This is a genomic window from Cronobacter universalis NCTC 9529 (genome assembly GCF_001277175.1).
In the GTDB taxonomy this organism is placed as follows: domain Bacteria; phylum Pseudomonadota; class Gammaproteobacteria; order Enterobacterales; family Enterobacteriaceae; genus Cronobacter; species Cronobacter universalis.
On record NZ_CP012257.1, the window covers coordinates 147,224 to 173,781 of the forward strand.

Here is a 26,558-nt window from a genome sequence, read left to right on the forward strand (position 1 = left end):
CTATATTGGCAATGTTTACTCTGTCACCTGACTTTTCTCCGATAATGCCAGGAAACGACTCATCATGACGCGTAAACAGGCCACCATCGCAGTGCGCAGCGGGCTCAATGACGACGAGCAGTACGGCTGCGTTGTCCCGCCGATTCACCTCTCCAGCACCTATAACTTCACCGGTTTTAATGAACCGCGCGCGCATGACTATTCCCGCCGCGGCAACCCGACGCGCGACGTGGTACAGCGTGCCCTGGCGGAGCTGGAAGGCGGCGCGGGCGCCGTGCTGACCAACACCGGCATGTCGGCGATCCATCTGGTCACCACCGTTTACCTGAAGCCCGGGGATCTGCTGGTGGCGCCGCATGACTGCTACGGCGGCAGCTATCGCCTGTTCGACAGCCTCGCGAAACGCGGCTGTTATCGCGTGAAATTCGTCGATCAGGGCGATGAGGCGGCGCTGAAAGCGGCGCTTGCCGAACAACCGAAACTGGTGCTGGTGGAAAGCCCGAGCAATCCCTTGTTGCGCGTGGTGGATATTGCGAAAATTTGCGAACTTTCGCGCGCGGCCGGAGCCATAAGTGTGGTGGATAATACGTTCATGAGCCCGGCATTGCAGAACCCGCTGGCGCTGGGCGCCGATCTGGTTCTGCACTCCTGCACCAAATACCTCAACGGGCACTCCGATGTGGTCGCAGGCGTGGTGATTGCGAAAGATCCTGAGCAGGTGACCGAGCTTGCCTGGTGGGCGAATAACATCGGCGTGACCGGCGGCGCGTTCGACAGCTACCTGCTGCTGCGCGGCCTGCGTACATTGAGCCCGCGTATGGAAGTGGCGCAGCGTAACGCCAGCGCGATTGTCGATTTCCTGAAGCAACAGCCGCGGGTGAAAAAGTTGTATCATCCGTCGCTGCCGGAGAATGCGGGGCATGAGATAGCCGCCCGCCAGCAGAAAGGCTTCGGCGCGATGCTGAGTTTTGAACTGGATGGCGATGAAGAGACGCTGCGCCGTTTTCTCGGCGCGCTGGAGCTGTTCACGCTGGCGGAATCGTTAGGGGGCGTGGAGAGCCTGATTTCCCACGCCGCGACGATGACCCACGCCGGCATGGCGCCACAAGCGCGCGCCGCCGCGGGCATTTCCGAGACGCTGTTACGTATTTCGACCGGTATTGAAGATAGCGAAGATTTAATTGCCGACCTGGAAAAAGCATTCCAGGCGGCGGGCTAAGGGGTAAGCATGAGTGTTACAGCGCCTGCAGGGACGAACGGTCGTCAGCTGCACAAATTTGGCGGCAGCAGTCTCGCCGACGTGAAATGTTACCTGCGCGTGGCGGGTATCATGGCCGACTATTCCCGCGCCGGGGATATGATGGTGGTGTCCGCGGCGGGCAGTACGACCAACCAGCTGATAAGCTGGCTGAAGTTAAGCCAGAACGATCGTCTCTCCGCGCATCAGGTGCAACAGGCGCTGCGCCGTTATCAGAGCGAGCTTATCTCCGGGCTGCTGCCCGCCTCGGTCGCCGACGGCCTGGTCAGCGAATTTATCCGCGACCTTGAGCGTCTCGCGGCGCTGCTGGACGGCACTATCACCGACGCGGTTTACGCGGAAGTGGTCGGCCACGGCGAGATCTGGTCCGCGCGCCTGATGGCCGCGGTGCTCAATCAGCAGGGGATCGACGCCGCCTGGCTCGACGCGCGCGATTTCCTGCGTGCGGAGCGCGCCGCGCAGCCGCAGGTGAACGAAGGCCTCTCCTTCCCGCTGTTGCAGCAGTTGCTGGTGCAGCACCCGAATAAACGTTTAGTCGTCACCGGGTTTATCTGCCGCAACGACGCGGGCGAAACCGTGCTGCTCGGCCGTAACGGCTCCGACTACTCGGCAACGCAAATCGGCGCGCTGGCGGGTGTCTCGCGCGTCACCATCTGGAGCGACGTGGCGGGCGTTTACAGCGCCGACCCGCGCAAAGTTAAAGACGCCTGCTTACTGCCGCTGCTGCGCCTCGACGAAGCGAGCGAGCTGGCGCGTCTGGCCGCGCCCGTGCTGCACGCCCGCACGTTGCAGCCGGTTTCCGGCAGCGATATCGATCTACAGCTGCGTTGCAGCTACAGCCCGGAGCAGGGCTCCACGCGCATTGAGCGCGTGCTGGCCTCCGGCACCGGCGCGCGTATCGTCACCAGTCATGATGATGTCTGCCTTATCGAATTTGAAGTGCCGTCGCACCAGGATTTCAAACTGGCGCATAAAGAGGTTGATGCGCTCTTAAGACGCGCCCAGCTGCGTCCGCTATCGGTCGGCGTGCATCCCGATCGCCGCCTGCTGCAACTCTGCTATACCTCGGAAGTCGTCGGCAGCGCGCTCAAATTGCTGGAAGACGCCGCGCTGCCGGGCGAGCTGCGCCTGCGTGAAGGGCTGGCGCTGGTGGCGCTGGTGGGGGCGGGCGTCTGCCGCAACCCGCTGCACAGCCATCGTTTCTGGCAGCAGCTGAAAGATCAGCCGGTAGAGTTTATCTGGCAGTCGGAAGAGGCCATCAGCCTGGTGGCGGTGCTGCGTACCGGCCCGACGGAGAGCCTGATCCAGGGGCTGCACCAGTCGCTGTTCCGCGCGGAAAAACGTATCGGATTAGTGCTGTTCGGCAAGGGAAATATCGGCTCGCGCTGGCTGGAGCTGTTCGCGCGCGAGCAGGAGACGCTCTCTGCCCGCACCGGCCTTGAGTTTGTACTGGCGGGCGTGGTGGACAGCCGCCGCAGCCTGCTGAATTACGACGGCCTGGACGCGAGCCGCGCGCTGGCGTTCTTTAATGATGAAGCGGTGGAGCAGGATGAAGAGTCGCTGTTCCTGTGGATGCGCGCGCACCCGTACGACGATTTAGTGGTGCTGGACGTCACCGCAAGCCAGGATCTGGCGGATCAGTATCTCGATTTCGCAAGCCACGGTTTTCACGTGATCAGCGCCAATAAACTGGCGGGCGCGAGCAACAGCCAGAAATACCGTCAAATCCGCGACGCCTTTGCGAAAACGGGACGCCACTGGCTCTATAACGCGACCGTCGGCGCCGGACTGCCGGTGAACCATACGGTGCGCGATCTGCGCGACAGCGGCGATTCGATTCTCTCCATCAGCGGGATTTTCTCCGGCACGCTGTCGTGGCTGTTTTTACAGTTCGACGGTACGGTGCCGTTTACCGAGCTGGTGGACCAGGCGTGGCAGCAGGGGTTGACGGAGCCGGACCCGCGCGTGGATCTCTCCGGTAAAGATGTGATGCGCAAGTTAGTTATCCTGGCGCGCGAGGCGGGCTACGATATCGAACCCGATCAGGTGCGCGTGGAGTCGCTGGTGCCGGCCGGGTGCGAAGAGGGATCGGTGGATCACTTCTTTGAATATGGCGACGCGCTGAACGAGCAGATGGTGCAGCGTCTTGAAGCGGCGCGCGAGCTGGGCCTGGTGCTGCGCTATGTGGCGCGCTTTGACGCCAACGGCAAGGCGCGCGTCGGCGTCGAGGCGGTGCGTCCTGAGCATCCGCTGGCGTCGCTGCTGCCTTGCGATAACGTGTTCGCTATTGAAAGCCGCTGGTATCGCGATAACCCGTTAGTTATCCGCGGGCCAGGCGCCGGGCGCGACGTGACCGCCGGGGCGATTCAGTCGGATCTTAACCGTCTGGCGCAGTTGCTCTGATTTCACCGTGGTGGGTGCGCTGCGCTTACCCACCCTACGTAATGCCTGCGTTTTATTTTGTAGGGCGGGTAAGCGTTAGCGCACCCGCCGTGCCAGATAATATCCCAACGCCACATCCCTTGTAGGGCGGGTAAGCGTCAGCGCACCCGCCGTACCAGATAATATCCAACGCCACATCCCCTGTAGGGCGGGTAAGCGTCAGCGCACCCGCCGGTCAGAAACATCCAACGCCACATCCCTTGTAGGGCGGGTAAGCGCCAGCGCACCCGCCATGCCAGATAACACCCCACGCCTTTCTTCCGCTGTACAACCTTTGCGCACTTCCCCGTCATGAACCTTTTTCATCTTCGCTGAAAAATACTCACATCAAGTGATGATTTACCTGTTGACGCCATCCGGCTTTTCCGTCATTTTTACATCTGGACGTCTAAACGTATAGAAGTCAACACACGCGACCACGACACAGCGATTGATGAGGTAAGGTATGAGCTTTTTTCACGCCAACCAGCGGGAGGCCCTGAATCAGAGCCTCGCAGAAGTGCAGGGACAGATTAACGTCTCCTTTGAGTTTTTCCCGCCGCGCACCAGTGAAATGGAGCAGACCCTGTGGTCCTCTATCGATCGCTTAAGCAGCCTGAAGCCGAAATTTGTGTCGGTCACCTACGGCGCCAACTCCGGCGAGCGCGACCGCACCCACAGCATCATCAAAGGCATCAAAGACCGCACGGGCCTTGAAGCGGCGCCGCACCTCACCTGCATCGATGCGACGCCTGATGAGCTGCGCACCATTGCGCGCGACTACTGGAACAACGGCATTCGCCATATCGTCGCGCTGCGCGGCGACCTGCCTGCTGGCAGCGGCAAGCCGGAAATGTACGCCAGCGATCTGGTGGCGCTGTTAAAAGAGGTCGCTGATTTCGATATCTCCGTCGCGGCGTATCCGGAAGTACACCCGGAGGCGAAAAGTGCGCAGGCGGATCTGCTGAATCTGCGCCGTAAAATCGACGCGGGCGCTAACCGCGCCATCACCCAGTTCTTCTTTGACGTCGAAAGTTATCTGCGCTTTCGCGACCGCTGCGCCGCGACGGGCATTGATGTGGAAATCATTCCCGGTATTCTGCCGGTCTCTAACTTTAAGCAGGCGAAAAAGTTTGCCGACATGACCAACGTGCGCATTCCGTCCTGGATGTCGCAGATGTTTGCCGGGCTTGATGACGACGCCGAAACCCGCAAGCTGGTCGGCGCTAACATCGCGATGGACATGGTGAAGATTTTAAGCCGCGAAGGCGTAAAAGATTTCCACTTCTATACGCTTAACCGCGCGGAAATGAGTTACGCCATCTGCCATACGCTGGGTGTAAGACCGGCGGTGGAACTGAAAACGGCTTAACCCTTTCGGGTTAATAAAGGGGAGGCGCAAGCCTCCTTTTTTGTGGCGGGCGCTAACGCGATTGTTACAAAACATATCTTTCAGCACGCCACGCAACTTGTACAAGATTATCATAGGCTGTACAGGTTGTTTTTCCTTAAGTTAAATCTCAGCGTGTTTTCGCTTTCTGTAGAGATGATTACGCATCGCCGATGCTATTTCTGACTGTTAGCACACATATTATTGCGACTGTTTTGATATTAATAAACAAACCAGGCGTAACAGCTATCGGAGCGATATAAAAATACACGTTATGTCTTAATCATTATTGCCGATATGCTGTGTAAGAAACCTTCCTGGATAGCAATAATGATTAGCACGATAACCAATATTTTAAAAAATCACGCGGCGTTTGCTGCGATAAAAGAACATATGGCGGTTATTCTTTTCCGCCCTGATGGCACTATTGTGGAGGCGAATCCGCCTTTCCAGAATGCCATGGGATATTCGCTTAGCGAACTGGTGGGGAAGCACCACCGCATGTTCTGCTCGCCGGAATATGCGGCGAGCCCGGAATATAAACAGTTCTGGCACCGTCTCGGACGCGGCGAAACCTTCAGCGATAAATTCCAGCGTTATAAAAAAGACGGCAGCGAAATGTGGCTGGAGGCGAACTATATTCCGGTCATCGGCAAAAACAATAACGTTGAGTATGTTCTTAAACTGGCGCGTGATATCTCAGGAAGGATCCATGACGCGCTGAACAAAGACGCTATCCTCAAGGCGGCGCACCGCTCTATGGCGATTATTGAATTTACGCCGGACGGGCATATCGTCTCTGCCAACGAGAACTTCTGTAAGGCTTCCGGGTACACGCTGAACGAAATTATCGGCAAGCATCATCGTATTTTCTGCGAGCGCGAGTACGCGATGAGCGCGGAGTACGCGGATTTCTGGCGCAAGCTGAACCACGGCGAATTCGCCTCCGGCGATTTCCGCCGCGTGACCAAACATCGTCATGAACTCTGGCTGCGCGCCAGCTACAGCCCGGTGTTTGACGATAAAGGCCGTCTCTATCGCGTGGTGAAATTCGCCTATGACGTAACGGCTGAAGTACAGAAGAGTCGCGATGAGCGCCAGGCGACGGAAAGAGCGGAAGCCGTCTCCCGCGAGACGCTCACCAAAACGGTTGAGATCAGAAAGACCTTAGACGACTGCGTTACCGCGATGGAGAATATCCAAAGCAATATGGAGCAGGTTATCGCTATCGTGACCAACCTGAAAAATGACTCTGAAAGTATTATGGATCTGTCGTCCGTCATCGCGCAGATAGCGACCCAGACCAAACTGCTGTCGCTTAACGCCTCGGTGGAAGCGGCGCGGGCGGGCGATGCGGGTAAAGGCTTTTCTGTCGTCGCCACCGAGGTGAAATCGCTGGCTGACCGTATCGATGACGCGACCGGAAAAATAACGCGCATCACCGAGAAAAACGATCACCTGACGAAAAGCGCGCTCGACTCTATCTGTCGCAGCGGTGACGCGGTGGCGTCCACGACAGCTATTTCCCGCGAGGCGTTAACGCTGACCAAAGAGATTGAAGGCTACGCCAAAAATATTCTCGAAGCCGTCAACGCGATCGGCAAAGTCATTAATGCCTGACGGTCCGCGGCGACGTCATGAATAATCGCAACGTCTGTAGTGTTTTAATGCGTAATATTTGTGGCGGCGCCCGGCATACAGCCGTTTCCGGCGATAACCGGAACTGGCTGATTATTTTAGTGAAATGCGGTGGCGCTATTTACGCGCATGGCATGCGAAACGTCTGATATAACCGCACGCTTCTTACGGTTGTTAATTTTTTGTTTTAATAATTTTAAAAAGTTAATTGATGCGTTAAAATAATCAGCTAAATTTTCAATGATAGTTGATTGTGATGTCTAAAATGATCCTCAGCGGAAAACGCGCGCCTGCTTTCTCGCTTATTGCTTTACTTGTCAGTTCAGCCGCTTATGCGGAAAACACCACGGAAAAAACCGATGTTCTGCTGATTGGCGGCGGCATCATGAGCGCGTCGCTCGGTACCGTCCTTCAGGAGATCCAGCCGGACTGGAAACAGCTGATGGTGGAAAAACTCGACGGCGTGGCGCTCGAATCCTCTAACGGCTGGAACAACGCCGGGACCGGCCACTCGGCGAACATGGAGCTGAACTACACGCCGGAGCGTGAAGACGGTTCGATCGACGTGACCAAAGCGCTGGAAATCAACGAAGCGTTTATGATTTCGCGCCAGTTCTGGTCTTCTCAGGTGAAGCGCGGCGTGCTCAACGATCCGCACTCCTTTATTAACTCCACGCCGCACATGAGCTTTGTCTGGGGCGATAAAAATGTGGAGTACCTGACCAAACGTTATCAGGCGCTGCAGCAGACCACGCTGTTCCAGGGCATGCAGTTCTCCACCGATCAGCAGCAAATCAAAAAATGGGCGCCGCTGATTATCGAAGGCCGCGATCCGAAGCAGAAAGTCGCCGCCACCTGGACGCCGGTCGGCACCGACGTGAACTACGGCGAAATTACCCGCCAGCTGGTGGGCAGCCTGAAAAAAACCAGCAACTTCAAACTGGAAACCTCCTCTGAAGTTACCGATTTCAAACGCAACGCCGATAACTCCTGGCACGTCACCATCACCGATGTGAACAGCGGGAAAGAGCACGCCGTGGACGCGAAGTATGTGTTCATCGGCGCGGGCGGCGGCGCGCTGAAGCTGCTGCAAAAAACCGGCATTCCGGAAGCGGACAACTACGCAGGTTTCCCGGTTGGCGGCTCGTTCCTGGTGTCTGAAAACCCGGAAATCGCCCGTCAGCACGGCGAGAAAGTCTATGGCCAGGCGTCCGTCGGCGCGCCGCCGATGTCCGTACCGCACCTTGACGCCCGCTTCCTGGACGGCAAACGCGTGGTGCTGTTCGGGCCGTTCGCGACCTTCTCCACCAAATTCCTGAAAAATGGTTCGTTCTTCGATCTGCTGAGCACTACCACCACCAGCAACTTTATGCCGATGACCGATGTGGGCCTCGATAACTTTGATCTGGTGAAATACCTGATTGGTCAGGTCATGCTGAGCGATGAAGACCGTTTTGAAGCGCTGAAAGAGTACTACCCGACGGCGCGTAAAGAGGACTGGAAGCTTATCCAGGCCGGCCAGCGTGTCCAGATCATCAAGAAAGACCCGGAGAAGGGCGGCGTGCTGAAGCTGGGCACCGAAATCGTCACCGACCAGCAGAAAACCCTGGCGGCGCTGCTTGGCGCATCGCCTGGCGCTTCCACCGCGGCCCCGATCTCCATCAACGTCATCAAGCAACTGTTCCCGGAGCAGTACAAATCGGAAGCCTGGCAGAGCAAGCTGCGTGAGATCGTGCCGAGCTACGGTCAGAAGCTGAACGGCAACGTGGCGCTGACCCAGCAGGTATGGGATGAGACGGCGGCGACGCTGCAGCTCACCAAACCGCCGGTGATCCAGATGAAAGACGCGAAACCCGCCACGCCGGAAGCCAAACCGGCACAAGCAGCCAGCCCGCAGCACGATATGGCGCTGTAAGCACGATTGCGCAATGCAAGAAAGGAGGCCGCTGGCCTCCTTTCTTTTTTGTACGGCGCTGGCGCTGTTAATGGTCACTGTAAGATAAACGCTTAACGACTCACCCCCCTCACGTCCGTCACACCAGGGTTTGCTCTTTACTTTCCATTCAAATAAATAATCAATAATAAAGATAATGCCCTGCGATAATTATTGCCCATTGGGGTTTTCTTATTGCCAGGGTAATAGCGCTTTCCTTTTTTATTTCTTACTGAAATTGCGTCTTCCTGATATTTAGGAAATCGGCCCGGTATTTTCCAGATGATTATTTTTAAAGGTGTTTTCAGAGTGAATCGGCTTATTCATAGAGGCTGTTAGAGGTCCGTCTATTGTTACGTGACGGATGCTTTTTATAATGCACACATCATTGTGGCGCTGTTAATAACCACTCTCGTTAAAACAGGTACGATCGCTACCCATAACGATTAATAACAGCGTAACGTTCAGCGCTGGCGGTAAATAAGCGCGCCATAGTCACCCTTAGCGCGATGTTTAACGATGGTGGCGCACCTGTTTTATCCTGATACGCAAGGCGCACTCGGGATGAAAAGTATATTCACAGGCTGTGAATATATTCCGGCTATTTTAATAAATAGCTTAACTTTTAATGTAACCAGGATGATATATGAAAAAGTTAGCACTTGGCCTTTCTTTAGCTGCGGCAATGGGATTGGCTGCTACCGCGCAGGCGGCTTCCACCGGCACAATTACCTTTGAAGGGGAACTGACGGCAACATCATGTGACGTAACCGTAGACGGTCAGGGCGCAGACGCGACCATTACGCTGCCGACGCTGGGTATCAATCAGCTCGAAGCCGCCGGTAAAACGGCGGGTCGCACCAATTTTGTGATGGAGCTTGCCAACTGTGAAGGCACGCTGACCACGGTGGCCGCTTACTTTGAAGCGGGCGCCTCGGTCGATCCGGTGACCGGCCGCCTGAAAAACGCCACGGGTACGGATAATGCCAAAAACGTCAGCCTCCAGCTGCGCGATGGTTCCAGCTCTTCCTATGCCGTGATTAAAGCAGGTAGCGCAAGCCAGGCGACCGATACCACCTATATCGCCTATGACACTACCGACGGCAGCGCCACGCTGCCTTACGCCGTGGAATATTACGCAGAAGATGCGACCACTGCCGGTAAGGTTAACAGCAGCGTCGTTTACTCGCTGATGTATAAGTAAAAACGCGACAGGAGGGGCCGCCCCTCCTGTATTTCCTTAAGGGAGTAAATAGCATGGCGCATACCCTTTCCTGGAAAGGCGCGTTTTTTGCGCTGGCGACGTGGTTCGCCTGCCCGGCGGCCATCGCCAGTATCGTGATTACCGGCACCCGCGTGATTTACCCGAGCGATGCGCCGGAGGTCAGCGTAAAGCTCGATAATAAAGGCGCCTCGCCGGTATTAATTCAAAGCTGGATCGATAACGGCAACGCAGACGCCGCGCCGGAAACCATCCAGGTGCCCTTTATTTTAACGCCGCCCATTAACCGGGTAGAGCCGGATAAAGGCCAGACGCTGCGTATTACCTTTACCGGTAAATTACTGCCGGCGGATCGTGAATCGGTTTACTGGCTTAACGTGCTGGAAATCCCCGCCAAAAAAGCGACGCTCAGCGATAACTATCTACAGGTCGCGTTTCGCTCGCGCATTAAATTATTTCTCCGGCCCACAGGGCTTGAAGGCAATGCGAATGAAGCGGTCTCACATGTGACCTGGCGCGCCAGTGGTCAGACTATCGAGGCGATAAACCCCACGCCCTATTTTATTTCTCTGGTCAGGCTGAAGGTGAACGGGAAAACCGTTGATGCCGACATGATCGCGCCAAAATCCACCATGACGGTAAAACTGCCCGGCAGTCCGGGAAATAAACTCGCAGGCGTCTTTGTCAATGATTATGGCGCGCTGAATGAATTCGAGGCGACGCTGAAATAAGCCGTCGCTCTGTTTATTCAACTATCACCCTAAAAGAGAAGCGTGATGAAAAATAGGTTGCGCCAGGGAAATGCAGCGACGCTCGCGCCCGGCATCATGGCTGTGATGACTTTTTTGCTGGCAGCGCCGGGAAAGGCGGAAAATCTGCCGGGAAAGCCCGCTGAGAAGCCGGTCGATATCGCCGAGCGCGTCGAATTCGATAATATTTTCCTGAATCTGGAAAATAAAAACGCGGTGGATTTAAGCCGTTTCGCCAATGGCGCGACGGCGCTGCCGGGCCGCTATCGCGCGCTGGTATACATTAATGGTCAGGCGACGCTCACCAGCGACATTGACGTGGTGGCGCAACCGGATAAAACCAGCCGCGTCTGTCTGACGGCGGATCTGATTAAAACTATCCCGTTTAATTATGAAAAATTGCCGAAGGATTTCCTGACCCCTTTTCAGCAGGGCGAGCCGTGTCTCGATCTGGAAAAGAAGCTCCCGCATTCGGAAATCGCGTTTGATACCAGCGAACAGCGGCTCGATATTTCGGTGCCGCAAATTTATCTGCTGCATAACGCGCGCGGCAGCGTAAACCCTGAGCTCTGGGATAGCGGCATTCCGGCGCTGATGCTCGGGTATAACATGAATGGCTACTCCAGCCATGCCAACGGTAAAACGCTCGACTCCTTTTACTCAAGCCTTGATGGTGGGCTTAACGTCGGCGCCTGGTATCTTCGCCATAACGGCTACTACAGCTATATGGAAGAGGGCGAGCGGCAATACAACAGCATCAGCACCTATCTGCAACGCGACATTCCCGCTATTAAAGGACGCGCGCTGGTCGGGGAGACGAATACCCAGGGCCAGGTCTTCGATACGCTGCCTTTTAAAGGCGTTCAGGTCGCGAGCGACGAGCGGATGCTGCCGGAATCGCAGCGCGGCTACGCGCCGGATATCCGCGGCGTGGCACGCACCAACGCGCGCGTCACGGTGCGCCAGAGCGGGCAGACCATCTATGAAACCACCGTCGCGCCCGGCGAATTCGCGATTAACGATCTCTACCCGACCGGCTATGGCGGCAATCTTGACGTCACCGTCTATGAGGCGGACGGCAGCGAACAGCATTTCCAGGTGCCTTACGCCTCGGTGGCGCAACAGTTGCGCCCCGGCGCGCTGCGCTACTCCGCCGTGGCCGGGGAGTATCACAACGATTCGCTACGCAGCAAACCGGCGCTGTATCAGGCGACTTACCAGTACGGGATTTCTAACCGTCTGACGAGCTACGGCGGCGTCCAGGTGAGCCAGGGCTACTACGCGCTGCTGTTCGGGATGGCCTTCGGCACGCCCATTGGCTCGCTGGCGCTGGATATCACGCAGGCGCGCACGCATCTGGATAACGGTACTTACGTGAATGGCCAGCGTCAGGCCGACAGCCTCAGCGGGCAGAGCTATAAACTCAGCTTCAGCAAAGATATCACGGAGACGCGCAGCAATATTTCACTGGCGGCGTATCGCTTCGCCACCAGCCAGTACATGGACTTTCAGACGGCGATGCTGACGCGCGACGCGGTCGATCGCGGCGATTCGCCGGACAGTATTCTGCGCATGAAAAATCAGTTTGTGGCGACGGTCAGCCAGGGGCTGGACGACGGCTGGGGGCAGTTCTACCTCAGCGGTTCGTTACAGGATTACTGGAATAAAGCGGGCTCCGATAAGCAGTTTCAGGTCGGCTATAACAACACCTATAAAAGCCTGACGTACGGCCTGACGGTGAGCCGCACCTACAGCAAAGAGAACGAAGGGCAGACCAACTATTTGCTGACGATGAGCTTCCCGCTGGGCCAGGACTTTGAACAGCACACGCCCCATGCGCATATCGATTTAACGCGCGACAGCAACGGCCATGACGGACAACAGGTGGGCGTCTCAGGCTCGCTTGGCGAGTATAACCAGATGAACTACAGCGTGACCGCGATGAACGGCGATCAGGGAGAAGGCACCAGCGGCTCCTTTAACGCCGATTACCGCAGCCAGGTCACGATGCTGAGCGGTGGCTACAGCGTGGGCGATAACTACAGCAGCGTGTCGCTCGGCGCGACCGGCACCATTATTGGCCATTCCGGCGGGCTGACGTTTACGCCGTATACCTCGGACACCTTCGCGCTGGTCGAGGCGAAAGGCGCGCGCGGCGCGGCGGTGTCGTCCTATCCCGGCGTGTTCGTCGACGGACGCGGCTATGCGGCGGTGCCGTACCTCGACCCGTATCAGTTTAATGACATCACGGTCGATCCGAAAACCGCGCCGGTGAATGTGGAACTGGAAAACACCTCGCAGAAAGTGGCGCCTTATCTGGGGGCGGTGGTGAAGCTCACCTACAAAGCCAATACCGGCACGCCGGTACTTATCGCCTCGCGTTATCAGGGCGATCCGGTGCCGTTCGGCGCGGTGGTGTTCGATGCCGAAGGCAATCAGGTGGGTTCGGCGGGGCAGGGTGGGCTGGTCTATGCGCGCGTTGGCAATAACCAGGGCCAGCTGACGGTCAAGTGGGGCGAGAGCGTGGGGATGCAGTGTCTGATTAGCTACTTGCTCATGCCGCAGGCGGAGGGACAGCGTCAGTCGATCCAGCGCTTCGATACACCGTGTCTGCCGCCTGCGGGAGCCGCGTCGCCCTCGCTACAGCTCTCCACCGACCGGCGCCGCCAGGCCTCGTTTACGGCGGGTTAACGCCAGCCTGAGTGGCCGGGCAATAACACTTTTCCTGTGACAGGAACGATGCACAGTAAAGAGGGAATTATGTCTGTAAGGAAAACGGTTTTATCTCTCCAGGCCGGAATGCTTTTGCTGCTGGCGTTCGGCGGGCACGCGCTGGCTTCTACCTCGTGTTCTTATCACACCGGGTCGCATGCGGTGAACGTGACGCTGCCGATTAACGGGACGATTTCCGTGGGCTCTGACGCCTCTGACGGGCGCACGCTCTACCGGCTGCATTACATGCCCAGCGCGCCGGTCAAAATTGACTGTCTCTCGACCGACAGCGTGCCTTATGACGTCTCGTATGACTATCACTGGACCAGCACGCCGCACGGGCTTTCACCGTGGAACGGACCGCCGTTCCCCGGCAAAGTCTGGGATACCAATCTGCCAGGCGTCGGGGTCGCGGTATGGGCGCAGGGTGACAAAAGCGTCGCCATTCCGGGAACGTATTACATCGACACCATTCATCCGCAGCCCAATCAGAACGTTAACCATACGGTGAATAGTGAGTTCTGGCTCTATCTCATTAAAACCGGCCCTGTACAGCCGGGATATGTGAACGGCCAGGATCTGCCGTCGATGGCGATCGATTTCATCGCGTCAGGCGCCTCGGGCAGCCCGCTTAACGCGCTGAAAATCAACTTTACCGGATCGGTCAATGTCGCCGCGCTCTCCTGTACCACGCCGGATGTTAACGTGAAGCTCGGCACCTGGAGCGCGGAGAACGATTTCAGCGGCGTAGGGAGCGGGACGGAGTGGCGCGATGCGTCGATTACCCTGACCAACTGCCCGCGCGCCTGGGGTATCCGCACCAATATCAACGCGAATGACAGCGGCATCACCTCAATGGGTAACGCCTCGCCGAACCCGGTGTGGATCACGATGAAACCCTCCACCACGGTGATTGACGCCAGTACGGGTATTTTCTCCGTCACGCCGGGTAGCGACAGCGCCAGCGGGATCGGCATTCAGATAGCCAAAGGCAATGTGTCAGATGCGACGCATGAGCCGATGGCGCTGAACACCTACAACAATAACTACTGGGATCTCAGCACCGACGATGTCTCCACGCACCGCATTCCGTTTGTGGCGCGCTATGTCCAGACGGAAGATCGGATGCGCCCCGGCAAGGCAAACGGCGCGATTACGTTTACGGTGCTCTACTACTGACGCTTACCGTGCTGCCCATAAAAAAGCCCCGGCGCGCCGGGGCTTTTTATCTTCTGAGGCGTGACATCAGCCGGTGTTGCGCATCCCTGCCGCGACGCCTGCGATGGTGACCATCAGCGCCTGCTCAACGCACGGGTCGGCGGGTTTGCCTTCTTCCTCGGCCTGGCGCGAGCGGTGCAACAACTCCGCCTGGAGCACGTTCAGCGGGTCGGTGTAGATATTGCGCAACTGGATAGACTCGGCAATCCACGGCAGATCCGCCATCAGATGCGAGTCGTTGGCGATATCCAGCACCACTTTGATATCCGCTTCCAGCAGCTGGCGCAGCTCCTGGCCGAGCGGCCAGAGCTCCTTTTTCACCAGACGCTGATCGTAGTAGTCCGCCAGCCACAGATCCGCTTTGGCAAAGACCATCTCCAGCATGCCGAGGCGCGTGGAGAAGAACGGCCAGTCGCGACACATGGTTTCCAGCTCGTCCTGCTTGCCGTCTTCCACCACTTTTTGCAGCGCGGCGCCCGCGCCCAGCCAGGCGGGCAGCATCAGCCGGTTTTGCGTCCAGGCGAAAATCCACGGAATGGCGCGCAGCGATTCGACGCCGCCGGTCGGGCGACGCTTGGCCGGGCGTGAACCGAGCGGCAGTTTGCCGAGCTCCTGCTCCGGCGTGGCCGAGCGGAAATACGGCACGAAATCCTTGTTTTCGCGCACGTAGCCGCGGTACATGGTGCAGGAGATGTCGGACAGTTCATCCATGATGTGACGCCAGCCGGCTTTCGGCTCCGGCGGCGGCAGCAGGTTAGCTTCCAGAATGGCGCTGGTGTAGAGCGACAGGCTGCTGATGGTGACTTCCGGCAGGCCGTATTTAAAGCGGATCATCTCGCCCTGCTCGGTGACGCGCAGGCCGCCCTTCAGGCTGCCCGGCGGCTGGGAGAGCAGCGCCGCGTGCGCCGGCGCGCCGCCGCGGCCAATGGAGCCGCCGCGACCGTGGAACAGCGTCAGCGCGATACCCGCTTTCTCGCAGGTTTTGATCAGCGCGTCCTGCGCCTGGTACTGCGCCCAGGAGGCGGCCATCACGCCCGCGTCTTTCGCGGAGTCGGAATAGCCAATCATCACCATCTGTTTGCCCTGAATAAAGCCGCGATACCAGTCGATATTCAGCAACTGGGTCATCACGTCGTTGGCGTTATTCAGGTCGTCGAGCGTTTCAAACAGCGGGGCCACCGGCAACGCGAAGCCAATACCCGCTTCTTTCAGCAGCAGGTGTACGGCCAGCACGTCGGACGGCGTTTTCGCCATCGAGATAACGTAAGCGGCGATCGAGCCTTTCGGCGCTTCGGCGATCACTTTGCAGGTATCCAGCACTTCGCGGGTGTTGTCGCTCGGCTCCCACTGGCGCGGCAGCAGCGGACGCTTGGAGTTGAGTTCGCGGATCAGGAACGCCTGTTTGTCGGCTTCCGACCAGCTTTCGTAGTCGCCGATGCCGAGATAGCGGGTCAGTTCGCCCAGCGCTTCGGTGTGGCGGGTGCTCTCCTGACGGATGTCGATACGCACCAGCGGCACGCCGAAAGCTTTCACGCGGCGCAGGGTGTCGAGCAGTTCGCCGTTGGCGATGATCCCAAGCCCACAGGCGACGAGAGATTCATAACAGGCGTAGAGCGGCTCCCAGAGCTGTTCGTTCTGGGTCAGCAGGCCCTGCGGCTTCGGCAGCTTCTGGCCTTTCAGGCGCGCTTCAAGCCAGGCCTGGGTCGCGAGCAGCTGCGCGCGCAGCCCTTTCAGCAGGTAGCGGTAAGGCTCCTGGGCGCCCTCGGTGCCGACGTAATCACGCAGCGCGTCGCTGCACTCGACCATCGAAAGCTCGGAAATCAGCACCTGAATATCTTTCAGGAACAGATCGGTCGCTTTCCAGCGGCTCAGCAGCAGGACGTGACGGGTGATATCCGCGGTGACGTTCGGGTTGCCGTCGCGGTCGCCGCCCATCCAGGAGGTGAAACGCACCGGCACGAAATCCACCGGCAGTTTGTAATCGAGATGCGCTTCGAGCTGTTCATTCAGCTCGCGCAGATAATTCGGCACGCCTTCCCAGAGGCTGTTTTCCACTACGGCGAAGCCCCATTTGGCTTCGTCCACCGGGCTCGGGCGGTTTTTGCGAATTTCATCGGTGTGCCAGGACTGCGCAATCAGCTGGCGCAGGCGGCGCATGATCTGGTTGCGCTCGTAATCAGCGATATCTTTGTGGTCGAGCTGTTTTAAGCAGTTATTCACTTCGACCATTTTGTGGATAAGCGTGCGGCGGGTGATCTCGGTCGGGTGCGCGGTCAGCACCAGTTCCAGCGACAACGCCTCCACGGCCTGACGAATCGCGGTTTCGTTGATGTCAGGCTGGTCTTTGAGCTTGCGCAGGGTGCGGGCGATAATTTCCGGGTTGCTGGCTGCTTCGCCTTTCGGCGAAATGCTGTGGTATTGCTCGGCGGTGTTGGCCAGATTCAGGAACTGGCTGAACGCGCGGGCCACCGGCAGCAGTTCATCGTTGGAAAGGTTTTGCAGCGTGGTTAACAGCGCCTGGCGGTCTGCTTCATTGCCAGCACGGGACGACTTCGACAACTTGCGGATTGTTTCTACGCGGTCAAGGATGTTTTCTCCCAGCGCATCCTTGATGGTATCCCCGAGCAACTTGCCGAGCATACTGACATTGCTTCGCAAAGCGGAATATTGTTCGTTCATATAACCCCAGACACCCCATCTCAATTATGTTTAATACCCGTCGTCTTTCGCGCCGCAGGCGCGTTGGCCGCGCCTGGCGACCCCGGTCACTTACCGATGTAAGCTCCCGGGGCTCACCAGGCTTGCCGCCTTCCTGCAACACGAAATCCTTGGGTATAGGTTCTGCAAAAAATCAGGACACCGAAAAGCGATAGCTTTTACTTACGTCCGAAAGTTCAGGCTTGAATGACTTCTTACTTTATAAAGCCACGCGAAATCCCGTTCGTCAATTGCTGCGAAATCGCTTCAGCAGGGGAATAAACCGCGGCAATTTATGAAAGTTAATTCACGTTATTGCAGATAAGTAACGCTTATGAAAATAGCGTGCAGGCGTCAGCGGCAATATGCAGTCGCACGCGCTGCGAGAGAGTGTAAACGCAGTGGAATGGGCTGAGTTTGCCAGGGGAACTGGCGGGTGCGCGTGGCTTACCCGCCCTACGGTGAAATCGGCGGCGCTATTTGGGTTTTATCGTTTGTAGGGTGATAAGCGTAGCGCATCCACCGTTGGTCTGATGGCGGGTGCGCGAGCTTACCCGCCCTACGATAAAATTACTTGTAGAGGGAGATAAGCGCAGCGCATCCACCATCACATTCAGGACATCAGTGCCAGCAGAAGTGATGCACCACCTGCGAAATCAATTCGCGGGTCGGCTTGATAAACCGCGTTTCCAGATATTCATCCGGCTGGTGAGCCTGATTAATCGAGCCGGGGCCGAGTACCAGCGTCGGGCAAATCGTCTGAATAAACGGCGCTTCGGTGCAGTAGTTCACCACATCGGTTTGCGCGCCGAGAAGATTTTCCACCACCTGCACCAGCTTGTGATCCGGCGGACATTCGTAGCCAGGGATCGGCGGATGCAGATCGTAGACCGTCAGACGGCCCGGCCAGCGCAGGCTCACCGGCTCCAGCGCCTCGTTCAGCAGCCCGCTTAAATCGTCAAGCGTCATGCCCGGCAGCGGACGAATATCCATATGCAGCTCGCAGCAGGCGCAAATGCGGTTCGACGCGTCGCCGCCGTGAATATGGCCGAGGTTAAGCGTCGGGTAAGGCACCGTAAACGCGTCATAGTGATAGCGTTCTTTGAGCGAATCGCGCAGTTGCATAATGCGCCCGATGGCGTCATGCATCAGTTCAATAGCATTTACGCCGCGCTCCGGGTCGCTGGAGTGGCCGGATTGCCCCTGCACGCGGATAGCGCTGGAGATATGGCCTTTATGGGCGCGGATCGGCTGAAGCGACGTCGGCTCGCCGATGATGGCGCAGTCTGGTCGCAACGCGGTCGTTTCAGCGAAATAGCGCGCGCCTGCCATGCTCGTCTCTTCATCGGCAGTCGCCAGGATGTAGAGCGGTTTTTTCAGCTGCGTCACATCCACGTCACGCAGCGCATCAAGAATAAACGCGAAAAAGCCTTTCATATCGGCGGTGCCGAGCCCGAACAGTTTGTTGTCATGCTCGGTCAGCGTGAAAGGGTCGCGCGTCCAGCGCCCGTCGTCGAAAGGCACGGTATCGGTATGCCCGGCCAGCAACAGGCCGCCCGCGCCGCTGCCGGTGCTCGCCAGCATATTGAATTTATTGCGCGTACCGGGGACCGGCTGCACTTCGACCTGGAAGCCGAGACTGCCAAACCAGCCCGCCAGCAAATTGATTAAAGTCGCATTGCTCTGATCGAGCGCGCTGTCGGTGGCGCTGATGGAAGGCGTGGCGATAAGCGTGCGGTAAATCTCGATAAAAGGCGGTAATTTCATTTTCACTGTTGACAGACCTCAGGTCGTGATAGTATCAATATTCATGCAGTATTTGTGAATAAAAATACATTAACGTTGAGCGTAAGGGAACCGCCGGATTCCGGTGAAGACGATACGCTCGCGGACGCGGCAACGGCCCGGAGGCCCGCGCCTGAAATACATGACGGTAGAAGGTATCCAGCCCCGATGTTGAACACGCTGATTGTTGGCGCCAGTGGTTATGCCGGCGCAGAGCTTGCGACCTACGTGAATCGCCATCCGCATATGAACATAACCGCATTGACGGTCTCAGCGCAAAGCAATGATGCGGGAAAGTTAATCTCCGATCTGCATCCGCAGCTGAAAGGCGTGCTTGACCTGCCGCTGCAGCCGATGAGCGACATTCGCGAGTTCACCGACGGCGTGGATGTGGTGTTTCTCGCCACCGCCCATGAAGTCAGCCACGATCTCGCGCCGCAGTTTCTCGATGCGGGCTGCGTGGTATTCGACCTCTCCGGCGCCTTTCGTGTTAACGACGCCGCGTTCTACGACAAATTTTACGGATTCACGCACCAGCACCCGGAGCTGCTGGCGCAGGCGGTGTATGGCCTGGCGGAGTGGAACCGCGACGCGCTGAAGGAAGCGACGCTGGTGGCGGTGCCGGGATGCTACCCGACCGCGGCGCAGCTTTCGCTGAAACCGCTGATTGACGCCGGTTTGCTGGATCTCAATCAGTGGCCGGTGATTAACGCCACCAGCGGCGTGAGCGGCGCGGGGCGTAAAGCAGCTATCTCCAACAGTTTTTGCGAAGTGAGCCTTCAGCCTTACGGCATTTTTACGCATCGCCATCAGCCGGAAATCACGAGCCATCTGGGCGCGGAGGTAATCTTCACGCCGCACCTCGGCAGCTTCCCGCGCGGCATTCTGGAAACCATCACCTGCCGCCTGAAGCCGGGAGTGAGCGCGCAGCAAGTCGCTGCCACCTTCCAGGACGCTTACGGCGACAAACCGCTGGTGCGGCTGTATGACAAAGGCGTGCCCGCGCTGAAAAACGTGGTGGGCCTGCCGTTTTGCGATATCGGCTTCGCCGTGCAGGGCGAGCATCTGATCGTGGTCGCCACGGAAGATAACCTGCTGAAAGGCGCCGCCGCGCAGGCAGTGCAGTGTATGAATATTCGTTTTGGCTTCGCCGAAACGCAGTCTCTTATTTAACCGAGTCAGGTGTGATGATGAACCCGTTAATCATTAAGTTAGGCGGTGTGTTGCTCGACAGCGAAGAGGCGCTGGAGCGTCTTTTTACCGCCCTCGTTAACTACCGCAAGGAGCATCAGCGTCCGCTGGTTATCGTTCACGGCGGCGGCTGCCTCGTTGACGACCTGATGAAGCAGCTTAACCTGCCGGTGAAAAAGAAAGACGGCCTGCGCGTCACGCCTGCCGATCAAATCGACATCATTACCGGGGCGCTGGCGGGCACCGCCAACAAGACGCTGCTCGCCTGGGCGAAAAAACACGGTATTGCCTCCGTCGGCCTGTTCCTGGGCGACGGCGACAGCGTCAGCGTGACGCCGCTTGATGAAGAGCTGGGCCATGTGGGCCAGGCGCATCCGGGGTCGCCGAAGCTGATTACGACGCTGCTGGAAAACGGCTTTATGCCGGTGATTAGCTCCATTGGCGTGACGGACAACGGCGATCTGATGAACGTGAACGCCGACCAGGCGGCCACGGCGCTCGCGGCCACACTGGGCGCGGATCTGATTCTGCTCTCCGACGTGAGCGGCATCCTGGATGGCAAAGGCCAGCGCATCGCCGAGATGACCTCTGCGAAAGCCGAGCAGCTTATCGCGCAGGGCATTATCACCGACGGGATGATCGTTAAAGTGCACGCGGCGCTGGACGCCGCCCGCACGCTGGGCCGCCCGGTGGACATCGCCTCCTGGCGCCACGCGGAGCAGTTGCCCGCTCTCTTTAATGGCGTGTCCATCGGCACGCGCATTTTGGCCTGATTACAAATTTTTAAAGGAAAAAGACAATGCAAAATCACGGCATCAAAAAAGTGGTTCTCGCTTACTCCGGCGGCCTCGACACCTCTGCCATCATTCCGTGGCTGAAAGAAAACTATGAAGGGTGCGACGTGGTCGCCTGCGTGGTCGATATCGGCCAGGATCGTGACGATCTGAAAGGCGTTGAGCAGAAAGCGCTGCGCTCCGGCGCGTCTGAGTGCTATGTGGTCGATGCGCGTGAAGAGTTCATCAAAGATTACGTGTATCCGGTGCTGCAAACCGGCGCGCTGTATGAAGGCAGCTATCTGCTGGGCACCTCGATGGCGCGTCCGCTGATCGCCAAAGCGCTGGTGGACGTGGCGAAGAAAGTCGGCGCCGACGCGCTGTGCCACGGCGCGACCGGTAAAGGCAACGACCAGGTGCGTTTCGAATCCGCCTGGGCGGCGCTGGCTCCGCACCTGAAAGTTATCGCCCCGTGGCGTGAGTGGAACCTGCGTTCCCGTGAAGCGCTGCTGGATTACCTGAAAGCGCGCGATATCCCGACCACCGCGTCGCTTGAGAAAATTTACAGCCGCGACGAGAACGCCTGGCATATCTCCACCGAAGGCGGCGTGCTGGAAAGCCCGTGGAATGCCCCGAACCAGGATTGCTGGGTCTGGACCGTCGATCCTAAAGACGCGCCGGATGAGGCGGAGCAGGTGACCGTGACCGTTGAGAAAGGCAACGTGGTTGCGGTTAACGGCGAGCACCTGACCCCGTTTGGCTGCCTGGAAGTGCTGAATAAAATCGGCGCGAAGCATGGCGTGGGCCGTATCGATATCGTGGAAAACCGTCTGGTGGGTATTAAATCCCGCGGCTGCTACGAAACCCCGGGGGGCACCATTATGATGGCGGCGCTGCGCGGCGTTGAGCAGCTGGTGCTGGATCGCGATAGCTTTAAATGGCGTGAGCAGGTGGGCCTTGAGATGTCTTATGTCGTGTACGACGGCCGCTGGTTCGCCCCGCTGCGTCAGTCCCTGCAGGCGGCAGCGCAGTCGCTGGCTGAACAGGTGAGCGGCGAAGTGGTGCTGGAGCTCTATAAAGGCCGTGTCACCGCGATTCAGAAGAAATCGACCAACAGCCTGTATAACGAAGAGTTCGCGACCTTCGGCGAAGACGAAGTGTACGATCACAGCCACGCGGGCGGCTTTATCCGTCTGTTCTCCCTCTCTTCACGCATCCGTGCGCTGAATGAGCTGAAGAAGTAATCTGCCGTTGCGTGGATGGCGGGTGCGCTGACGCTTACCCGCCCTACGCGCGGCAAGTGGGCCACGGGGCAGAAAAGCAGCACACTATTTTGTAGGGCGGGTAAGCGAAGCGCACCCGCATTTAAGAGATAACCAGAACAGTCGTAGTGCGGGTAAGCAAAGCGCACCCGCCATTGCAAGACAGATAACGGAGCGGATTATGGCACTTTGGGGCGGACGTTTTACTCAGGCGGCAGACGGGCGGTTTAAACAATTTAATGACTCTCTGCGCTTTGATTACCGACTCGCCGAGCAGGACATTATCGGCTCCGTGGCCTGGTCTAAAGCGCTGGTCACCGTCGGCGTACTGACCGCGCAGGAGCAAAGCCAGCTTGAAGGCGCGCTCAATACGCTGCTGGAAGAGGTGCTGGAAAACCCGCACGCGATTCTGGAAAGCGACGCGGAAGATATTCACAGCTGGGTGGAAGGCAAGCTTATCGACAAAGTCGGCCCGCTCGGCAAAAAACTGCATACCGGACGTAGCCGTAACGACCAGGTCGCCACTGACCTGAAACTCTGGTGCAAAACCCAGGTGCATGCGCTGCTGAGCGCCACGCGTCAGCTCCAGCAGGCGCTGGTGGTGACCGCCGAGGAAAACCAGGATGCGGTGATGCCGGGTTACACCCACCTGCAACGCGCCCAGCCGGTGACGTTCGCGCACTGGTGCCTGGCGTATGTCGAAATGCTGGCGCGCGACGAAAGCCGCCTGAAAGATACGCTGAAACGTCTCGATGTCAGCCCGCTTGGCAGCGGCGCGCTCGCCGGTACGGCGTATGAGATCGACCGTGAACAACTGGCAGGCTGGCTTGGTTTCGCCAGCGCCACCCGCAACAGCCTGGACAGCGTTTCCGATCGCGACCATGTGCTGGAGCTGCTGTCGGACGCCGCCATCAGCATGGTGCATCTGTCGCGCTTCGCGGAAGATCTGATTTTCTTTAACTCCGGCGAAGCGGGGTTTGTCGAGCTGTCCGATCGCGTGACGTCCGGCTCCTCATTAATGCCGCAGAAGAAAAACCCGGACGCGCTGGAGCTTATTCGCGGCAAGTGCGGCCGCGTGCAGGGCGCGCTTACCGGCATGATGATGACGCTCAAAGGTCTGCCGCTCGCGTACAACAAAGATATGCAGGAAGATAAAGAAGGGCTGTTCGACGCGCTCGACACCTGGCTTGATTGCCTGCATATGGCGGCGCTGGTGCTGGACGGCATTCAGGTGAAACGCCCGCGCTGTCAGGAAGCGGCGCAGCAGGGCTACGCTAACGCCACGGAACTGGCGGATTACCTGGTCGCTAAAGGCGTGCCGTTCCGCGAAGCGCACCACATTGTGGGCGAGGCGGTGGTAGAGGCGATTCGCCAGGGCAAACCGCTGGAAGATCTGGCGCTCGCCGACCTGCAAAAATTCAGCCCGGTAATCAGTGACGATGTGTACCCGGTGCTGTCGCTGCAGTCGTGTCTTGATAAGCGCGCGGCGCAGGGCGGCGTCTCGCCGGTGCAGGTGGCGCAGGCCATTAGCGCGGCGAAAGCGCGACTGGCATAATAGCGAATGGCAGAAGAAAGCCCGGCGGATGTCGGGCTTTTTTTATGCGTCCCGAAACGCAGGCAAAAAAAAAGCGGACTTACTGTCCGCTAAATAGTTCACGTTGGCTTTAGTTATACGGCTAACAGAGAGACTCTGTGTGCGGGTTATCACTCGGTGAGGGTAACGAGTGATGTTCTCCGCGGCTGAGGCTATTATTCACTTTCGTGCTTGATAGGGATAATCGTTGGTTGCTATGCTATCTATCGCCATGAACTATCATGGCGGCGGAGGATGAAGAATGAATATTCGTGATCTTGAATACCTGGTGGCCCTTGCCGAACATCGCCATTTCCGGCGTGCGGCGGACGCCTGCCACGTGAGTCAGCCAACCCTGAGCGGTCAAATCCGTAAGCTTGAAGATGAACTCGGCGTGATGCTGCTGGAACGCACCAGCCGCAAAGTGCTGTTCACACAGGCGGGGCTGCTGCTGGTAGACCAGGCGCGTACCGTTTTACGTGAAGTAAAAGTGCTGAAGGAGATGGCGAGCCAGCAGGGCGAAACCATGTCCGGCCCGCTGCATATCGGCCTTATCCCGACCATCAGTCCTTATCTGCTGCCGCAAATCATCCCGATGCTGCATCAGACGTTCCCCAAACTCGAAATGTATCTGCACGAAGCGCAGACGCATCAGCTGCTGGCCCAGCTCGACAGCGGCAAGCTTGACTGCGCTATTCTGGCGCTGGTGAAAGAGAGCGAAGCCTTTATCGAAGTGCCGCTGTTTGATGAGCCGATGCTGCTGGCGGTCTATGAAGATCACCCGTGGGCCGGACGCGACCGCGTGCCGATGGGCGAACTGGCGGGCGAAAAACTGCTGATGCTGGAAGACGGCCACTGCCTGCGCGATCAGGCGATGGGCTTTTGCTTCGAAGCGGGCGCGGATGAAGACACGCATTTCCGCGCGACCAGCCTTGAAACGCTGCGCAATATGGTGGCGGCGGGCAGCGGCATTACGCTTTTGCCTGCGCTCGCCGTGCCGCCGGAGCGCCATCGCGACGGCGTCGTTTATCTGCCCTGCGTGAAGCCGGAGCCGCGACGCACTATCGGTCTGGTGTATCGTCCTGGCTCGCCACTGCGCAGCCGCTATGAACAGCTCGCAGAGGCCATCCGCAAACAGATGGATGGCCGCTTCGACAGCGCGTTAAAACAGGCGGTTTAAGCCGTTCAGCGCGGCGACCCGATAGGCTTCCGCCATCGTCGGGTAGTTAAAGGTGGTGTTAACGAAGTATTCAATGGTGTTACCGCCACCTTTCTGCTCCATAATCGCCTGGCCGATATGAATAATCTCGGCCGCGCGCTCCCCAAAGCAATGAATTCCCAGAATCTCTTTGGTTTCGCGGTGGAACAAAATCTTCAGCGTGCCCACGTTCATGCCCACAATTTGCGCGCGCGCCAGATGTTTAAACTGCGCGCGACCCACTTCGTAAGGCACTTTCATGGCGGTGAGCTGCTGTTCGGTTTTGCCGACGGAGCTGATTTCCGGAATGGTGTAGATGCCAGTCGGAATATCTTCCACCAGATGCGCCGACGCCACGCCTTTCACCAGCGCCTGGGCGGCGATGCGGCCCTGATCGTAGGCGGCGGACGCCAGGCTCGGATAACCGATGACATCGCCCACGGCGTAGATATGCGGCAGCGCGGTCTGGTACATGCTGTTCACTTTCAGCAGCCCGCGGCTGTCGGCCTCAAGGCCGATATTTTCCAGCGCCAGCGAATCGGTGTTGCCGGTGCGTCCGTTCGCATAGAGCAGGCAGTCAGCTTTCACTTTCTTGCCTGATTTCAGGTGCACAATCACGCCGTCATCCACGCCTTCGATACGCTCATACTCTTCGTTGTGGCGAATCACCACGCCGCTGTTCCAGAAGTGGTATGAGAGCGAATCGGACATCTCCTGATCGAGAAACGCCAGCAGGCGGTCGCGGGTGTTGATGAGATCCACCTTGACGTTCATCCCGCGGAAAATCGACGCGTATTCACAGCCGATGACGCCCGCGCCGTAGATAATCACATGGCGCGGCTCATGGTGCATGCTGAGGATGGAGTCGCTGTCGTAGATGCGCGAGTGGGTGAAATCCACATCGTCCGGGTGATAGGGGCGCGAGCCGCAGGCAATCACGAATTTCTCAGCGGTCAGGGTCTCTATCGAGCCGTCGTTGCAGGTAAGCTCAATCGTATGTTCATCAACAAAACGCGCGTCGCCCTGCAGGATCTGGCAGCGGTTGCGCTCGTAAAAGCCCTGGCGCATGTTGGTCTGCTGATTGATCACGTTGTCGGCGTGGTTGAGGATGTCGGCGAAAGAGGAACGGAGAGGACGGGAGTGGGCGCTGTATAACGGGTTCTGGTTAAATTCAATGATACGGCTGACGGCGTGGCGTAGCGCCTTCGACGGGATGGTGCCCCAGTGGGTGCAACCGCCGCCGACATTATGGTAGCGCTCTATCACGGCTACCGTGGCGCCCTGTTTCACCAGGCCCATTGCGGCGCCTTCGCCGCCGGGGCCAGAGCCAATCACTATTACATCATAATCGTAGGTTTGTGGCATGGTAAGGCTTACCTTGTTCTTATACATAAAAGCAACAGAATAGTAACATCACCCAAAGAATAACCCAATTCTCGCTGTGCGTTTTGCCATCTCTGGTAGCCTGCTCGTCGTAAACAATCATTCACAATCCGTTATAAACCCGGTAGTTTTAAAACTGGTATAGTGCCGTTTCA

17 protein-coding genes are annotated in these 26,558 nt (G+C 57.9%); 14 read left to right on the top strand and 3 right to left on the bottom strand.

The features are described 5' to 3' along the window. Positions 1-64: 64 nt before the first annotated feature. From metB to AFK65_RS00725, 9 genes are all read left to right on the top strand, one after another. Positions 65-1,219 carry a cystathionine gamma-synthase gene (gene metB / locus AFK65_RS00685; protein WP_007704214.1) on the top strand — a complete coding sequence of 385 codons (1,155 nt, stop codon included), beginning with the start codon at positions 65-67 and terminating at the stop codon, positions 1,217-1,219. Positions 1,220-1,228: 9 nt separating this feature from the next. Continuing rightward, positions 1,229-3,661, top strand: a complete 2,433-nt coding sequence (locus AFK65_RS00690) for a bifunctional aspartate kinase/homoserine dehydrogenase II (RefSeq protein WP_038858397.1) — start codon at positions 1,229-1,231, stop codon at positions 3,659-3,661. 484 nt (positions 3,662-4,145) lie between these two features. Further along, positions 4,146-5,051 (top strand): methylenetetrahydrofolate reductase, encoded by a 906-nt coding sequence (gene metF / locus AFK65_RS00695; RefSeq protein ID WP_038858394.1) that lies wholly within the window; start codon positions 4,146-4,148, stop codon positions 5,049-5,051. 348 nt (positions 5,052-5,399) lie between these two features. After that, complete coding sequence (locus AFK65_RS00700) at positions 5,400-6,689, top strand: methyl-accepting chemotaxis protein (protein WP_007704225.1); 1,290 nt, start codon at positions 5,400-5,402, stop codon at positions 6,687-6,689. 274 nt (positions 6,690-6,963) lie between these two features. Then, positions 6,964-8,622 (top strand): malate dehydrogenase (quinone), encoded by a 1,659-nt coding sequence (mqo, locus tag AFK65_RS00705; RefSeq protein WP_038858393.1) that lies wholly within the window; start codon positions 6,964-6,966, stop codon positions 8,620-8,622. A 664-nt stretch (positions 8,623-9,286) separates the two neighbouring features. After that, positions 9,287-9,844 carry a fimbrial protein gene (locus AFK65_RS00710; protein WP_007704233.1) on the top strand — a complete coding sequence of 186 codons (558 nt, stop codon included), beginning with the start codon at positions 9,287-9,289 and terminating at the stop codon, positions 9,842-9,844. Between the two features lie 53 nt (positions 9,845-9,897). Continuing rightward, entirely contained in the window at positions 9,898-10,593 is a 696-nt protein-coding gene (locus AFK65_RS00715; protein ID WP_038858390.1) for a fimbrial biogenesis chaperone, read from the top strand. A 45-nt stretch (positions 10,594-10,638) separates the two neighbouring features. Further along, a complete protein-coding gene (locus AFK65_RS00720) occupies positions 10,639-13,302 on the top strand; it encodes a fimbria/pilus outer membrane usher protein (protein ID WP_038858388.1) in 2,664 nt (887 codons plus the stop codon). Positions 13,303-13,410: 108 nt separating this feature from the next. Further along, positions 13,411-14,502 (top strand): fimbrial protein, encoded by a 1,092-nt coding sequence (locus AFK65_RS00725; RefSeq protein WP_038858385.1) that lies wholly within the window; start codon positions 13,411-13,413, stop codon positions 14,500-14,502. Between the two features lie 66 nt (positions 14,503-14,568). Here the strand turns inward: AFK65_RS00725 and ppc are convergent, their stop codons facing one another. Both ppc and argE read right to left on the bottom strand, forming a co-directional pair. Beyond that, positions 14,569-17,220, bottom strand: a complete 2,652-nt coding sequence (gene ppc / locus AFK65_RS00730; protein WP_038858384.1) for a phosphoenolpyruvate carboxylase — start codon at positions 17,218-17,220, stop codon at positions 14,569-14,571. A 639-nt stretch (positions 17,221-17,859) separates the two neighbouring features. Beyond that, on the bottom strand, positions 17,860-19,011 hold the full coding sequence (gene argE, locus AFK65_RS00735) for an acetylornithine deacetylase (protein ID WP_007704262.1): 1,152 nt from the start codon (positions 19,009-19,011) through the stop codon (positions 17,860-17,862). A 180-nt stretch (positions 19,012-19,191) separates the two neighbouring features. On the opposite strand from argE, the gene argC reads away from it, so the two are divergent. The 5 genes from argC (at position 19,192) to oxyR (ending at position 25,002) form a co-directional block, all read left to right on the top strand. Further along, entirely contained in the window at positions 19,192-20,196 is a 1,005-nt protein-coding gene (gene argC / locus AFK65_RS00740; RefSeq protein ID WP_007704265.1) for an N-acetyl-gamma-glutamyl-phosphate reductase, read from the top strand. 14 nt (positions 20,197-20,210) lie between these two features. Beyond that, entirely contained in the window at positions 20,211-20,987 is a 777-nt protein-coding gene (gene argB, locus AFK65_RS00745; RefSeq protein WP_085959938.1) for an acetylglutamate kinase, read from the top strand. Positions 20,988-21,013: 26 nt separating this feature from the next. Beyond that, positions 21,014-22,231 carry an argininosuccinate synthase gene (locus tag AFK65_RS00750; RefSeq protein ID WP_004386940.1) on the top strand — a complete coding sequence of 406 codons (1,218 nt, stop codon included), beginning with the start codon at positions 21,014-21,016 and terminating at the stop codon, positions 22,229-22,231. A 199-nt stretch (positions 22,232-22,430) separates the two neighbouring features. After that, a complete protein-coding gene (argH, locus tag AFK65_RS00755; protein ID WP_007704273.1) occupies positions 22,431-23,804 on the top strand; it encodes an argininosuccinate lyase in 1,374 nt (457 codons plus the stop codon). A 280-nt stretch (positions 23,805-24,084) separates the two neighbouring features. Continuing rightward, positions 24,085-25,002, top strand: coding sequence for a DNA-binding transcriptional regulator OxyR (gene oxyR / locus AFK65_RS00760; RefSeq protein ID WP_004386937.1), 918 nt, complete (start codon positions 24,085-24,087; stop codon positions 25,000-25,002). Here the strand turns inward: oxyR and sthA are convergent. Continuing rightward, positions 24,985-26,385, bottom strand: a complete 1,401-nt coding sequence (sthA, locus tag AFK65_RS00765) for a Si-specific NAD(P)(+) transhydrogenase (RefSeq protein WP_038858383.1) — start codon at positions 26,383-26,385, stop codon at positions 24,985-24,987. The genes oxyR and sthA overlap by 18 nt on opposite strands. Positions 26,386-26,558 lie beyond the last annotated feature (173 nt).